Annotated in this window: 3 protein-coding genes; all 3 read right to left on the bottom strand. The window is 70.6% G+C overall.

Annotation, left to right across the window (positions count from 1 at the left end; genetic code table 11):
- Nucleotides 1-117 precede the first annotated feature (117 nt).
- Nucleotides 118-930 carry an ABC transporter permease gene (locus ABZV91_RS24735; RefSeq protein ID WP_355246111.1) on the bottom strand — a complete coding sequence of 271 codons (813 nt, stop codon included), beginning with the start codon at nt 928-930 and terminating at the stop codon, nt 118-120.
- Between the two features lie 92 nt (nt 931-1,022).
- Nucleotides 1,023-2,012, bottom strand: coding sequence for an ATP-binding cassette domain-containing protein (locus tag ABZV91_RS24730; protein ID WP_355246105.1), 990 nt, complete (start codon nt 2,010-2,012; stop codon nt 1,023-1,025).
- Nucleotides 2,009-15,547, bottom strand: a complete 13,539-nt coding sequence (locus ABZV91_RS24725) for an amino acid adenylation domain-containing protein (protein ID WP_355246102.1) — start codon at nt 15,545-15,547, stop codon at nt 2,009-2,011. The genes ABZV91_RS24730 and ABZV91_RS24725 overlap by 4 nt, the downstream gene beginning before the upstream one ends.
- Between the last annotated feature and the right edge of the window lie 292 nt (nt 15,548-15,839).

Here is a 15,839-nt window from a genome sequence, read left to right as displayed (position 1 = left end):
GGTCGGCGTGGAACTACACAATACCGTAGGCGGGGGCGGCGCCGGGCCGCGGCGTGGTGCCCATGGTCGGCCTGCCCGGCGGGTTTGCCGGGGGCCACGGCCTCTGTCGTATCCGGGTCAGTGACTGGCGACCCGGCGGTACTGCAGCAGCGCCAGCGGGATCGCGATCAGCAGAATGGCCGCCGAGCACATGATCGCGTATTCGACGCAGTGCTCGGCCGGCCAGCCGGTCGCGGTGGGGAACATCGGGGGCGCGCTGTTGTCGAACAGTTTCCGCCCGGTCGCGGCGACCGCGGTGATCGGATTCCATTCGGCGATGGTGGCCAGCGGCCCGGGCAGGGTCTGGGCCGAGATGAACGCCGAGGAGATGAACGACAGCGGGAACAGCCAGATCAGCCCGGCGCTCTGCGCGACCTCGACATTCGGGGCGAGCAGACCGGTGAGCGCGCCGACCCACGACATGGCGAAGGCGAACAGCAGGATCACCGCGTAGGCGAGCGCCGCCTCGGCCAGGGTGCCGTTGATACTCCAGCCGACGATGTACCCGCACACGGTCATCACCACCAGGCTGACCATGCTCACCACCAGGTCCGACAGCGTGCGCCCCATGAGTACCGCCAGCCGTGACATGGGCAGCGAGCGCATCCGGTCGATGATGCCCTTCTCCAGATCGCCGGCCAGCCCCACGGTGGTGAAAGCGGCGCTGAAGGCGACGGTCTGGGCCATGATCCCGGCGATCAGGAATTCCCGGTACTGGCCGCCACCGAGTGAGGCGCCGAACACGTAGGCGAACAGGAAGACGAACATCAGCGGCTGCACCGTGGCCGTGACCAGCAATGTCGGCACCCGCATGATGGTGATCAGGTTGCGGTGCGCCACGATCGCGCTGTCGCGGAAGAAGCGCAGCCGCGGTTCGGTGGACTTCGGAATCCGGTGGGAGCCGGGCGCGTGTGCCAGTTCCGCCTCCGTCTCATCGGTCGGGCTGGTGGTTCCGTCTCGGTCGACCGCGACTTCTGCGGTACTCACGACATGACCTCCTCGGGGACGTCGCTGGTTTCCGGCTCGGAGTCCGGCGCTGCCGGGGAACCGGTGATGGACAGGAAGACGTCGTCGAGGCTGGGCCGGTGCACCCGGGCGTCCACAACGTTCACATCTGCGTCATCGAGCCGGCGCAGGGCTTGGACCATGGTGCGGGAGCCGTCGGCGACCACCACCGACACTTCGTCGACGCTCGCCTCGTGGGCGGGTTCGCCGATCCCGATCTCGGCCAGGACCCGCAGTGCGGGCGCCGGATCCTGCCCGGGGCCCAGCGTGACGGTGAGCCGGTCCCCGCCGATCGAGGATTTGAGTTCGTCCGCCGAGCCGCGGGCGATGACCCGGCCCTTGTCGATCACGGTGATCTGGTCGGCCAGCCGGTCGGCTTCCTCGAGATACTGGGTGGTCAGCAGGACCGTGGTGCCGTCGCGCACGAGTTCGCCGATGACCCGCCACATATCGTTGCGCGCCCGCGGATCCAGTCCGGTGGTCGGTTCGTCGAGAACCACCACGGGCGGACGGGCGACCAGTGCGCCGGCCAGGTCGAGGCGCCGGGTCATCCCGCCGGAATAGGTTCCGGCCCGGCGGTCCGCGGCATCCTCGAGCCCGAATTCCCCCAGCAGTTCCCGAGCCCGCGCGACGGCGCGTTCGCGTGACATCCCGTAGAGCCGCGCGACCATCCGCAGGTTCTCGTAACCGGTCAGGTTGGCATCCACCGCCGCGTACTGACCGGACAATCCGATGAGTTTGCGGGCCGCCGCCGGATTGTGCAGGACGTCGACATCGGCGACCCGGACGGAGCCGGCGTTCGGACGCAGCAGGGTGGTGACGATCCGGACCGCGGTGGTCTTACCCGCGCCGTTGGGACCGAGCAGCCCCAGCACCGTACCTTCGGGGATTTCGATATCGACCTCGTCCAAAACGCGGACGCGGCCGTAGTACTTCACCAGACCGGTGATCTGTACCGCGGGCTTCACTGAGCGTTCTCCTTCGTTTCGATACCGGGCTGTGATGTCGTGGCCGCCCCGCGCAGGTGTTCCCGGAGCACCGGTCCGAGCACCGCCAGGGATTCCGGGGTCGTCATCTCCGCGTGGGTGCATGCCAGTTCGCGGGCGTGCACGGCGCCGGTGACGAAGTCCCGCCAGGCCGCCGGGCGGCGATCGGGTGCGGCCAGGTTCACCGGGTCGGTGCCGGCCGCGAAGAACAGCAGATCGCCGTCGAACACACCGGGCCGGAACCCGTTGGCCTGGACGGTGCCGTCGGCGTAGCCGGCGTACAACCGTTCCAGATGATCCAGCGTGAGCGCCGCGAACGGGCCGGGCCGGGAGCGCAACAGTTCGGCGGCCTCGGCCAGGGTCGGTTCCGCCCCGCCGGCGACGAGGTCGCCGCCGAATTCGCCGAGGATCTCGGCGACGGTGGGCACGGCGTCGGCGGCCAGCTCATCGGAGAGCCGGTAGCTGTCCAGCATGGTGAGCAGCGCGACCTCCTCGCCGGCCGCCTGCAGTCGCACGGCGATCTCGTGCGCGATCAGTCCGCCCAGCGACCAGCCGAGCAGCTGGTAGGGCCCGTGTGGTCGCACGGTCCGGATATGGGCGATGTAGTGCTCGGCCGCTTCACCGATCGAACCGAACCCGGGCCGCCCACTCGCCTGCGGCGCCTGCAGACCGTAGACCGGCTGATCGGCGGGCAGTTCGGCGAGCAATCCGGCGTAGCACCAGGACAACCCGATCGCCGGATGGACACAGAACAGCGGCGGCCGGCCGGTGCCGGTGTCCGGTCGCAACGGCAGCAGCGGAGCCAGCGCCAGTTCCATGGCGTCGGCGGCGGTCCCGTCGCCCAGCCGGGCGGCCAGCGCGGCGGGGGTGGATTCGCCGAACAGCAACTGCATCGGCAGGTCGTACCCCGCCTCCCGGGCCCGGCCGACCACCTTCGTGGCAAGCAGTGAATTACCGCCCAGTTCGAAGAACCCGTCCCCGGCGCCCACCCGGTCGACCCCGAGGACCTCCGCGAAGATCTCGCACAAGGCGGCCTCCACCGGGTTGGCGGGTGCCCGGTAACCCTGCGCGGCGGTGAACACCGGTTCGGGCAGGGCGGACCGGTCGAGTTTGCCGACCGGGGTGAGCGGCAACCGGTCGATGAGCATGATCGACTGCGGCACCATGTAGTTGGGCACCAGTTCGGACACATGCGCGGTGAGCTCGGCGGCGGTGGCGCCCGCCCCGGCCTTCACATACGACACCAGCGCGGTCGCACCCGCCGCCGTACGATGTCCGGCGGTGTAGGAGAACTCGACCGCGGGATGCCGGCTCAGGGCCGCATCGATCTCGCCCAATTCGATCCGGAAACCGCGGATCTTCACCTGATGGTCGGTCCGGCCGACGTATTCGATATCGCCGGGTCCGCCGTCCGCGCCGGTGCGGATACGCACCAGGTCGCCGGTACGGTACATCCGCTCCCCGGGTTTCCCGAAGGGGTTGGCCACGAAGCGCTGGGCGGTGAGCCCGGGCCGGTCGTGGTATCCGCGGGCGAGCGCCCCACCGGCCAGGTACAGCTCGCCGGTGACCCCGAGCGGCGCCGGGCGCAGCCGCGCGTCGAGCACCATGGCCGCGACACCGCGGATCGGTTCACCGATCGGGATCGGACCGCCCGGTACCAGTGGCGGCGACATCACCGTGACGATGGTGGTCTCGGTCGGTCCGTAGACGTTGTGCAGGTTGCGGCCCGGCGCCCAGCGCGCCACCACTTCGGCCGGCAGGGCCTCGCCACCGACCAGGACGTGCTGGAAATCGGTGACGCCTTCCGGGTCCACCGTCGCCAGGGCCGCGGTGGTGATGAAGGCGTGGGTGATCCGTTCCGCGATCAGCACCCGGGCCAGTTCCGCGCCGCCGACCACTCCGGGCGGGGTGAGTACCAGAGTGGCCGCGCCGCCGAGGGCGAACAGCAGATCCAGCATGGCGGCGTCGAAGCTGGGGGTGGCGAAGTGCAGGATGCGGCTGCCCGGCCGGACATCGAAGCGGTGGGCCGTCTCCGCCGCGAAATTGGACAGTCCCCGGTGGGTGACCACCACGCCCTTGGGGGTTCCGGTGGAACCGGAGGTGTAGATGACGTAGGCCGGATTGTCCATCCGCAGCGGGGTGATCCGGTCCGCGTCGGTGAGCGGGGCACTGGACGCCCGCAGCACCTGTTCGCGGACCTCGGCGTCGTCGAGGGCCAGCCAGTGGGCCCCGGCGGGCAGCTGCTCCCGGTACTCGGCCAGGGTGAGCCCCAGGGCCGCGCCGGAATCGGAGAGCATATGGGTGATGCGCGCGGCCGGATAGCCGGGATCCACCGGGACGAAGGCCGCGCCGGTCTTGGTCACCGCCAGGACCGTGGCCACCGATTCGACCGTACGCGGAATACCCAGCGCCACCAGTGTTTCCGGTCCGACCCCGTAACCCACCAGCACCCGGGCCAGCCGGTTGCTCCAGCGGTCGAGCGCGTCGTAGGTGACCTCCACACCCGCACCGGCGAGCGCCACCGCCTGCCGATCGACGTTCACCGCGGCGGCGAAGACCTCGGCCAGGGTGCACGGCTGGTCCGGATCGGCACGTCGCAGCGGCGCCAGCGCCGACCATTCCGCGGGCTCGAGCAGTTCCAGCTCACCGATGACCACTGCGGGATCGGCGGCGATCGCGCCGAGCAGCCGGACCAGGCGGCGGCCGAGCCGGGCCGCGGTCGATTCGTCGAAGAGATCGCCGCTGTAGTTCACCGCGACGCCGATACCGTCCGGGGTTCGGCCATCGCCACGGCATTCGGTGAGGGTGAACTGGAGATCGAATTTCGCGATACCGGCGTCGATATCCATCGCCTCGATGCTCAACCCCGGCAGTTCCAGGGCGCGGACCGGTTCGTCGCGCACCGACAGCATCACCTGGAACAGCGGGTGGTGGGCCTGGGAACGGACCGGGTTGAGGACCTCGACCAATCGCTCGAACGGCAGATCCGCGTGCCCGAACGCGTCGAGGTCGGCATCGCGCACGGCGTCGAGCAGATCGGTGAACCGATCGTTGTGGGCGACCGGGGTCCGCAGGACCAGCGTATTGACGAACATACCGATCATCCGGTCGAGTTCGGGCCGCCCACGGCCGGCGACCGGGGTACCGACGGCGATATCGCCGACCCCGGTCAACCGGTGCAGCAGCACCGCCAGCGCGGCGTGCAGCACCATGAACAGGCTCACATTGTGGCGCGCGGCCAGATCGCGCAATTCCCGGTGCACCCCGGCGTCGACCCGCTCTTCGACAGTGCCGCCCCGGTAGGACGGCACCGGCGGACGCGGGCGGTCGGCGGGGACGGCGAGCAGTTCGGGCAGTCCCTCCAGCCGGTGACGCCAGTAGTCGAGCTGCCGGCTGATCGGGGACGTGGGATCGTCCTCGCGGCCGAGCAGTTCCCGTTGCCACAGGGTGTAGTCGACGTACTGGAGTTGCTCGGCGTCGACCTCCGGCCGGGCGCCGAGCCGGATCGCCCGGTAGGCCGTCGCCACATCGGCGGCGAGTGGTTCCAGCGACCAGCCGTCCATCGCGATGTGGTGCACCACCAGCACCAGGATGTGTTCGTCCGGCGCCACCACGAACAGCGCCGCCCGCAGCGGGATCTCGGTGGACAGATCGAATCCGGGAGTGATGAACCGTTCGATCGCCGCCCCGTGGCCCGCGTCGCCGGCCACCGGCGAGTGCAGCGTGACCGCGGCGTCGGCCGTATCGAGCACCCACTGCACCGGCTCCCCGTCGATCTCCGGGAACACCGTCCGCAGGGTCTCGTGCTGTTCCTGGACCAGGTGCAGGGCATCACGCAGCGCCGCGCGATCGAGCGGACCGCGCAGCCGCAGCACCACCGGGATGTTGTACGCGCCGCCCGAGGTGTCCGAGCCGCCGAACCGGTTGAGGAACCACAATCGCTGCTGAGCGGGGGACAGTGGGATCCGCTCGGGACGCTCGCGGCGCACCAGGGCGGCCCCGGTGCCCGCGGATTCCCCGTCGAGGCGGGCCGCGAGTTCGGCGACCGTCGGGGCGGCGAATACCGCCCGCACCGGCAACCGCACCCCGGTGGCCGCGTCCAGGCGACCCACCAGCTGGGTGGCCAGCAGCGAGTTGCCGCCGATATCGAAGAAACTCTCGTCCGCGTCGGTGACCGCGACGCCCACCAGTTCGCCCATGATCGCGGCGACCCGGCGTTCAGTATCCGAACCGAGCGCGCGACCGGGTGCGGCGGCGGGCAGGACCCGGGGCTCGGGCAGCGCGGCGATATCGAGTTTGCCCACCGGGGTCAGCGGGATCTCGTCGAGCAGGGTGAACGCGGCCGGAACCATATGCCGCGGGAGGCGGCTGCTCAGATGATCGCGCAGCTCCTCGGGTTCGGGACGCCGCGCGGGATCGGCCGGATGGATGTAGGCGACCAACCGATCCGAATCGCCGAGCCGGCGTACCTCGACATGGGCGAAATGCACCGCCGGATGCGTGGTCAGCGCGCCGGCGATCTCGCCGAGTTCGATCCGGAAGCCGCGCATCTTCACCTGGTTGTCGCTGCGGCCCAGATAGCGCAACCCGCCGCTCCTGGTCCAGCGCACCACGTCGCCGCTGCGGTAGAGCCGGGCGCCGGGCGGGCCGTAGGGATCCGCGACGAACCGGGCCGCGGTCAACTCGAAACGTTCGTGATAGCCCCGGGCCAGCCCGGGACCACCCAGATACAGTTCACCCGGAACTCCCGCGGGCACGGGTCGCAGGCGTTCGTCGAGTACCAGGGCACGGGTGCCGCGGATCAGATCACCCAGCCCGGCCGGGTGGCCGGCGGCGATCGGCGTCACCGAGACCACGACGGTGGTTTCGGTGGGCCCGTAGGCGTTGAACATCCGACGGCCGGGCGCCCAGCGCGCCACCAGCTCCGGACCCACGTTCTCGCCGCCGACCATGAGACCCCGCAGCGCCGGTAGCGGCCAGCGTTCGTGGTCGATGGTGGCGAGTGCGGCCGGGGTGATGAAGGTGTGGGTGATCTCGGCGCGGGTCATGAACTCGCCCAGTTCGTCACCGCCGTACACCTCCGGCGGCACGATGACCATGGCGGCGCCGGCCCCGGCCGCGAGCAGCAGGTCCAGGACCGCGGCGTCGAAACTCGGCGATGCGAAATGCATGGTGCGCGCGGTCGGGTTCACCGCCAGCCGGTCCCGGAACTCGTCGGCGAGATCGGCGAGCGCGCCGTGGGTCGCCGTGACGCCCTTGGGTTTACCGGTGGACCCGGAGGTGTAGATGAGATAGGCCGCGTCGGTGACCCGCACCGGGCGCAGCCGGTCGCCGTCGGAGACCGGACCCGCGGCCTCACCACCGATCTCGCTGCGGCCCGCGGGGGAATCCAGCAGCAGCCAGTCGATCTCCGTACCGCCCGCCGCGCGCAGCCGTTCGGCGTGGCCGCCGCGGGTGATACCGACCGAGCAGCCGGAGTCGGCGAGCATATGCGCGATCCGCTCGGCCGGATAGTTGGGGTCCACCGGGACGAAGGCGGCCCCGGATTTGGCGACGGCGAGCATGGTCGTCACCGAATCCACCGACCGGGTGAGCCCGAGGGCGACCTTGTCGCCGGTACCGAGTCCGCGCCGGATCAGCGCACGGGCCAGGCGGTTGGCGCGCCGGTCGAGGTCGGCGTAGGTGAGTACCGTGTCGTCCTCGTACAGCGCCGGGCGCGGACCGTGGGCGAGGGCGGTGGCACCGAACAGCGCGCCCAGGGTGCGCGGGATCCCGGGGGCGGGGCCGCGGGCCGGGCACAGGGTGTCGCGTTCGGCCGCGGTGCGGGTGTCGATATCGCCGACCGGGACACCGGGCCGGGCGCCGATCGCGGCGAGCACCCGCAGGAACCGGTCCGCGAGCGTTTCGACCGTGGCCGCGTCGAACAGTTCGTCCGCGTAGACGAATTCGAGATCACCGTCGGTGAGATCACCGGCACGCAACTCCAGATCGAATTTGGCGCGCGCGATATCGAGCGGGGCCGCCCGCACCGCCAGCCCGGGCAGTTCCAGGTCCGGCACCGGCGTGTCCTGCACGGTGAGCGCCACCTGGAACAGCGGGTGGCGGGCGGCGGCCCGCGGATCGTGCCCGAGTGCAGCCACCACCTGTTCGAAGGGGATGTCGGCGTGCGCGAGCGCGGCCAGTTCGGTGTCCCGGTCGCCGCGCAGCAGCTCGGTGAACGGGCGGGCCGGATCGACCGCGGAGCGCAGGACCAGTGTGTTGACGAACATCCCGACCAGCTCGCCGAGCCGGCGATCGGTGCGCCCGGCGACCGGGGTCCCGATGGCGATGTCCCGGCCGCCGGTGACCGCCCGCAGCAGGACCGCCAGCGCCGAACGCAGCAGCATGAACGGGCTCACGCCCTCGATGTGGGCCAGGTCCACCAGGGCGCGGCGCACCGGCTCCGGAATACGGCGCCGGACCGAGGCGGCCGTCTGCTCGGGTTCGGCGGGGCGGGGCCGATCGTAGGGCAGGGGTAGTTCGTCGGGCAGGCCCGTGAGCTGATCCCGCCAGTATCCGAGCTGGCGGGCCGCGAGGCTGTCCGGATCGGCCTCGTCACCGAGATGTTCTCGCTGCCAGAGCCCGAAATCGGCGTACTGCACCGGCAGCGGCGACCACTGCGGCTCGGCTCCGGCTCGGCGGGCCTGGTAGGCCAGCGCCAGGTCGCGGATCAGCGGTCCCATCGACCAGCCGTCGGCGGCGATGTGGTGCAGCACCACACCGAGCCGGTAGCGGTCCGTCCCGGTACGCAGCAGTATCACCCGCAACGGCGTCGCCGCGGTGAGATCGAAACCGGTGGTGGCCGTGGCCCGGAGCGCGGCCTCGGCCCCGGCGTGATCGGTCGCCTGTGGCTCCAGGGTCGGCAGCGCCCACGCCGCGGGCAGAATGCGCTGCTGGGCGCCGTCACCGTCGGCGGGGAAAACGGTGCGCAGGACCTCGTGCCGTTCGACGATATCGCCGAGCGCCGCCCGCAACGCGGGGATGTCCAGCGCACCGTCGATATCGAGAACGAACGCGATGTTGTAGGCGCTGGATTCGGGAGCGAACCGGTTGAGGAACCACAGCCGCTGCTGTGGCAGCGACAACGGCAGCCGCGCGGGCCGCGGATCGTAGGCGGCCAGCGGGATCCGCGCGGTCGCCGGAGTCCGCAGCAGTTCCTCGGTCAGCGCCGCGACGGTCGGGGCCTCGAACACCGCGCGGACCGGTAGATCCACCCCGAACCGGTCGTAGAGCTCCGCGACAAGCCGGGTCGCGAGCAGCGAGTTGCCGCCCAGGTCGAAGAACGGGTCCTCGGCGCCGGTCACCGCGCAGCCCAGCACCTCCGAGAAGACCTCGGCGACCCGCCGCTCGGCCTCGGTGGCGGGCGCACGGGAGGTGATGCCCGTGTTCAGGAACACCGGTTCGGGCAGCGCCTTGCGGTCCAGCTTGCCCGAGGGCGCCTTCGGGAATTCCGGCAGCACGGTGACGGCGTCCGGGACCATGTACGCGGGCAGTTGCGCGCGCACGGCGGCCCGCACCTCGGCGGGGTCCACCGCGGTGTCGGCGACGAGATAGGCCGCCAGCCGCTGCCGGGCGTGCGCGTCGGTGTGCACCACCGTCAGCGCCGCCCGCACCCCGGGACGAGCGCGCAGCACGTGGTCGATCTCGGCGAGCTCGATCCGGAAACCGCGCAGTTTCACCTGGTCGTCGGCACGGCCCAGGAAGCGCAGCCGGCCGGTCCGGTCGGCCACCACCAGATCTCCGGTGCGATACATCCGTTCGCCGCGCCGGCCGTACGGGCTCGCCACGAAGCGGGCCGCGGTCAGGCCGTGCCGGCCCAGATAGCCGCGGGCCACACCGGGTCCCGAGACGTACAGCTCACCCGGCGTGCCGGGCGGTACCGGACGCAACCGGGAATCCAGCAGGAACAAGCGCATACCGCGCACCGGATGGCCCAGGGGCACCGGGCGGCCGGGACGCATCGGGCCGGACATGGTGGCGGCCACCGTCGCCTCCGACGGCCCGTACATATTGTGCATGCGATACCGGTCGGCCCAGGCCGCCACCAGTTCGGGACTGCACGCCTCCCCACCGACCATGACACTGCGCAACTGGTCCAACCCGGACGGGTCGACCGTGGCCAGGGCGGCGGGGGTGACGAACGCGTGGGTGACGGCCTCGGCCCGCAACAGCGTGGCGAGTTCGGCGCCGCCGTAGACATCCGGCGGCGCGATCACCACGGTGGCCCCGCAGGCGAAGCCGAGCAGCAGTTCGAGCACCGAGGCGTCGAAACTCGGCGAGGAGAAATGCAGGGTGCGGGCGGCCGGGGTGACCCCGAACAGATAGCACTGTTCGGCGGCGAAGGAGGCCAGCCCGGCGTGGGTGATGACGACAGCCTTCGGTGTACCGGTGGAACCGGAGGTGTAGATCAGGTACGCCGGATGCGCGGCGCGCAGCGGCGCGATCCGGTCGGCGTCGGTGATCGGCGCCGAGGATACAGCGGCACAGTCGGTCTCGACCTCCGGCGAGTCGAGGATCAGCCACGACTCCACGGCGCCGGGCGCCTCCGCCAGCACCGTGACCTGCTCCCGGCCGGTGACCCCGAGCCGGGCGCCGGAATCGGTGAGCATATGGGCGATCCGGTCCGCCGGGTACCCCGGATCGACCGGGACATAGGCGGCGCCGGTCTTGGCCACCGCCCAGACCGCGGTGATCGCGTGCAGACCACGCGGGAGCGCCAGCGCGACCACGGTCTCGGGCCCGGCACCCTGCTCGATCAGCAGCCGGGCCAGCCGGTTCGCGCGTTCGTCCAGTTCCCGATAGGTGGTGTTCCGCCCGCGGTAACGGACGGCGACCCCGTCGGGGTCCTTGACCGCGGACCGGCCGAACAGATCGGCCAGCAGGACCGGCGGTTCGGCGGGTCCGCCCGCCAGCGGCACCAGGTTGCCGCGCTCGCGCCGTTCCAGCACCTCGATATCGCCGACCGGCCGCCGGGGGTTGCCGACCGCCGCGTCCAGCACGGCGACGAACCTGCGCGCGATCGCGGCGACGGTGCGCTCGTCGAACACGTCGGTCGCGTAACCGATCTCGGCGTGCAGTTCGCCACCGGCATTGTCGTCGTGGATCTCGAGCTGGAGGTCGAATTTCGCGATGATCCCGTCCAGCGGCAGGATCTCGGTGCGCACCCCCGGCAACGCCAGTTCGAGTTCACCGGCGTTGTCGTAGGACAGCATCACCTGGAACAGTGGGTGACGCGCCCCGGAGCGCTCCGGGTTCACCACGTCGACCAGCCGCTCGAACGGAACGTCGGCATTGGCGAAGGCGTTCAGATCGGTTTCCCGGACGATATCGAGCATCCGGTCGAAATCGGCGCCGGGATCGACTTCCGTGCGCAGCACGAGGGTGTTGACGAACATGCCCACCAGTTCGTCCAGCGCCGGATCGCTGCGGCCCGCGATGGGGGTGCCGATGACGATATCGGTGCTACCGCAGATACGGGCCAGCAGTGTGGCCAGCGCGGCGTGCACCACCATGAACATGCTCGCCCCGCGCGCGGCCGCCAGTTCCGCGGCCGCGGCGCGGGTTCCGGCCGGGATGGTGAACGAGACCCGCCCGCCTCCGGTGGAGCGGCGGGCGGGACGCGGGCGGTCCAGCGGGAGGTCGAGCTGATCGGGCAGCCCGGCCAGTTCGGCCCGCCAGTGGGCGATCTGGCGGCTCAGCGCACTGCCCGGATCGGATTCCTCGCCGAGCAGCTCCCGCTGCCACAGCGCGAAATCCGCGTACTGCACCGGGAGCGGAGTCCACTGCGGTGCCCGGCCGGCGACCCGCGCCTCGACCGCGGTGGTCAGATCCCGGGCCAGCGGCACAACCGACCAGCCGTCCCCGCAGATGTGGTGCAGTACCAGCACGAGTACGTGGCGGTCCTCGTCGAGGGCGTACAGGGCGACCCGGACCGGGAACTCGGTGCGCAGATCGAACGGCCGGGAGACGAATTCGGCTGCCATATCGGTGATCCGCGCGCTGTCGGCCTCGATCACCTCGAGCGTGAGCCCGGCGTCGGCGGCCGGATGGATCTGCTGGTACGGGCCCTCGCCGGACTCGGGGAAGGTGGTCCGCAGGCTCTCGTGCCGTTCCAGTACATCGGACAGCGCGGCCTGCAACGCCTCGATATCGAGGATCCCGTCGAGCTGGACCGCGAGCGGCATGTTGTAGGCGGCGGCGTGCTCGGCGAAACGATTCAGGATCCACAGCCGCTGCTGGGCCGGGGAGAGCGGGATCCGGTCCGGCCGGACCATCGGCGCCAGCTGCGGTGAGGCGAGATCCGGTTCATGGGCGGAGAACCGATCGGTCAGCTCGGCGATGGTGCCGGCCTCGAACAGATCGCGGATGGTCAGCGCCGTGCCGAGGGCGGCGTTGATCCGGGCGACCGCGCGGGCGGCCACCAGCGAGTTCCCGCCGAGTTCGAAGAAGCCGTCCTCGATACCGACCTCGGGCACGCCCAGCAGTTCGGCGAAGATAGTGGCCAGCACTTCTTCCACCTCGTTGCGCGGCGCGACCCGGGTCCGCTGCTCGGCGGGGCCGGGGGCCGGGAGCGCCGCCCGGTCGATCTTGCCGTTGCTGTTCAGCGGCAGTTCGTCGAGCACGGTGACCGTGGCGGGCACCATGTAGCCGGGCAGCGAGCGGGCCACGCCCGCGCGGACCGCGTCCGGTTCGAGGTCCGCCCCGCCGCGCGCCACCACATAGGCCGCGAGCTGATCGCCGGCGGTGGTGCGGTGGGCGACGCAGACCGCGCGGGCGATCCGCTCGTCGGCCAGGAGCGCGGATTCGATCTCGCCGAGCTCGATGCGCAGGCCGCGGATCTTGACCTGGAAATCGGTGCGGCCCAGATACTCGAGCACCCCGCGGCGGCTCCGCGCGGATCCGAGTTGCCAGCGGGCCAGATCACCGGTGCGGTACATCCGCTCGCCCGGGGCGAACGGATCGGCCACGAACCGTTCGGCGGTCAGCGGCGCCTGGCCGAAGTAGCCGCGCGCCAGCTGCACACCGGCCAGGTACAACTCCCCGACCGCGCCCGGCGGCACCGGGCGCAGCGCGGCATCGAGAACATAGGTGCGGGTGTTCCACACCGGCGAGCCGATCGGGACCGATTCGGGGTCCGGCGGGCAGGGCCAATAGGTGACGTCGACCGCGGCCTCGGTGGGCCCGTACAGGTTGTGCAGCCGCGTGCCCGGCAGCGCGGCGTGGAAATCCCGCACAGTGGCCGGCGGCAGCGCTTCACCACTGCAGAACACCCGGCGCAGCGACGTGCAGTCGCCGACCTCGGTATCGGTGACGAACACGGAGAGCATCGAGGGCACGAAATGCGCGGTGGTGATGGCTTTCTCGCGGATCGTCCGGGCCAGGTAGGCCGGATCGCGGTGCCCGTCCGGGCGCGCGACCACCAGCCGCGCGCCGGTCTGCAGCGGCCAGAAGAACTCCCATACCGACACGTCGAAGGTCGCCGGCGTCTTCTGCAACACGGCATCGGTGTGGTCGAGCGGGTATTCGTGCTGCATCCAGCGCAGCCGGTTCACGATGGCCTCGTGGGTGATGCCGACTCCCTTCGGGGCGCCGGTGGAACCGGAGGTGTACAGCAGATAGGCGGGGTGGTTCGCGCGGAGCGGTGCGATCCGGTCGGCATCGGTGACGGGGGCGGGATCGAAACCGGACAGATCGACGGTGTCGACCGCGAGTAGTTCGGCATTGCCGGGCAGTTCGAGGCGGTCGCGAACGGCGACCAGGAGCGCGACCGGACGGGCCCGGTCCACGATCCCCGCCAGCCGCGCGACCGGATGCTCCGGGTCCAGCGGGAGGTACGCGGCACCGGTCTTGATCACGGCGTACATCGCGACCACCAGTTCGATACTGCGCCGCAGGCACAGCCCGACCACCTGCTCCGGGCCGGCGCCCGCCGCGATCAGCCGCCGGGCCAGGCGATTGGCCCGGGCGTCGAGTTCCCGGTAGGTCAGCGCCGCACCCTCGAACTCCACCGCCACGGCATCCGGGCACTGCCGCACCCGGTCGGCGAAGATTCCCGCGAGTGTCCCGGTGCCGACCTCGGCCGCCGTCTCGTTCCAGGTGTACAGCACCTGCCGCTGTTCGGCGTCGGTGAGTACGGGCAGTTCCCGGACGAGGGTGTCGGATCCGGTGGTGAGGAAGCGGTCCAGGAAGCCCAGGAACCGGCGGTGGTGGGCGGCCACCTCGTCGTCGCTGTAGAGCAGCGGGTTGGCCTCGAAATCGAGGTGGACCCGGCCGCCGTCACCGTTGTACAGGTTGACCGAGAGGTCCTCGACCGGGCCGGTGGCCAGCACATGGACCGATACCTCGCAGTCGGCGAAGCGCAGCGGCCTGCTGAACAGCATGATGTTGATCATCGGACCGAAGAAGCCCCGGGTATCGCGGTCGTAACCGCAGTCGCGCCGGATATCGTCGTGCCGGTACCGCTGGTGCCGGAGGGCACCGGTGATCTGGCGTTCCACCACCCGCACCACATCTTCGACGGTCGTCCCGGCCTCGAACCGGATCCGCAGCGGCACCACATTCGACACCACCCCGGCGGAGCGGCGCAGCGATACCGTGGTGCGCGCGGATACCGGCAGGCTCAGTACCACGTCGTTCTCCCCGGTCATGGCCCGGACGTAGCAGGCCATGGCGGCGGCGTACAGGGTCGGATCGGTCGCGTTGCGTTCGGTCGCCGCCGCGGCGACGGAGGCCTCGGTGACCTCGCTCAGGACCGCGGTGGCCAGCCGACGACCCGCGTCCGCGGTGGCCGGCGGATTGGCCACGGTGGACAGACTGACGACTTCTCCGGCACCGTCGAGGATTTCGCTCCAGTAGGCGCGGTCGTTGGTGAACCGCTGCGAATTCCGGTACTGGCGCTCGCCCTCGTACAGCTCGGCCAGCGGGGTGGCACGCGAGACCGAGGGTTCCCGGGATTCGTGATAGGCCGTGTAGATCTCCGCGGTGCGGACCAGCGCGTTCATCGCCGCGTAGCCGTCGACGAGAATGTGGTGGGCCCGGGAGTACCAGATGTAGTCGCGATCCCCGGTGCGCAGTACGGCATTGAAGATCAGCGGGTCGTGGTCGAAGTCCACCGGAGTGCGCGCGTCCTTCTTCATCCATGCCAGCGCCGCGGCGTCCGGGTCCGGCTCGGACCGCAGATCCAGCCGCGCCCATCCCGGTCGCGTCTGCGGATCGACCACCTGGTGGGGCACTCCGTCGATCTGGACGATGCGCTGGAGACCGACCTCGGTCTCCACGCCGAAACGCTCGATCGCATACAGCAGCAGACCCGGATCGAGATCCCCGTGGAACTTCACGTACTCGACGACGACGAGCGGGATCTCGGGTTGGATCCGCTGGGCATACCACATCGCTGTCTGCGCGGGTGTGAGCGGAAACGGTTCGGCCGAAACTTCTGCCGACGAACTGCTATCGACCCCGGTGGCCGACGATCTCATCAATCACTCCGTTCTACAGCTCGACACTCCCCGAACAGCCCGCAACCGGCCTGTACCGGCCGTGGGGTGTGATTCACGACTGGTTATTCGGAGCATCACGGTGAATGGATTGCAGTCGAAACCGAATGGTTACCTGGAGCCGGAACAGCTACCGGACCACGGTGTCCGATTTCCGGCGCAGTGGTGACGCGGAAACGCGGAAGATCGCTTCACTTCTGGCCCGGCGGGGCCGGACACTGCCTAGATACTACGCACATAGAGCCAGCATGTTTACCCCTCGCAACCCGAAAAT

The organism is Nocardia sp. NPDC004568 (assembly GCF_040609955.1).
Classification (GTDB): Bacteria; Actinomycetota; Actinomycetes; order Mycobacteriales; family Mycobacteriaceae; genus Nocardia.
This window is presented reverse-complemented; position numbering and strand designations above follow the sequence as displayed.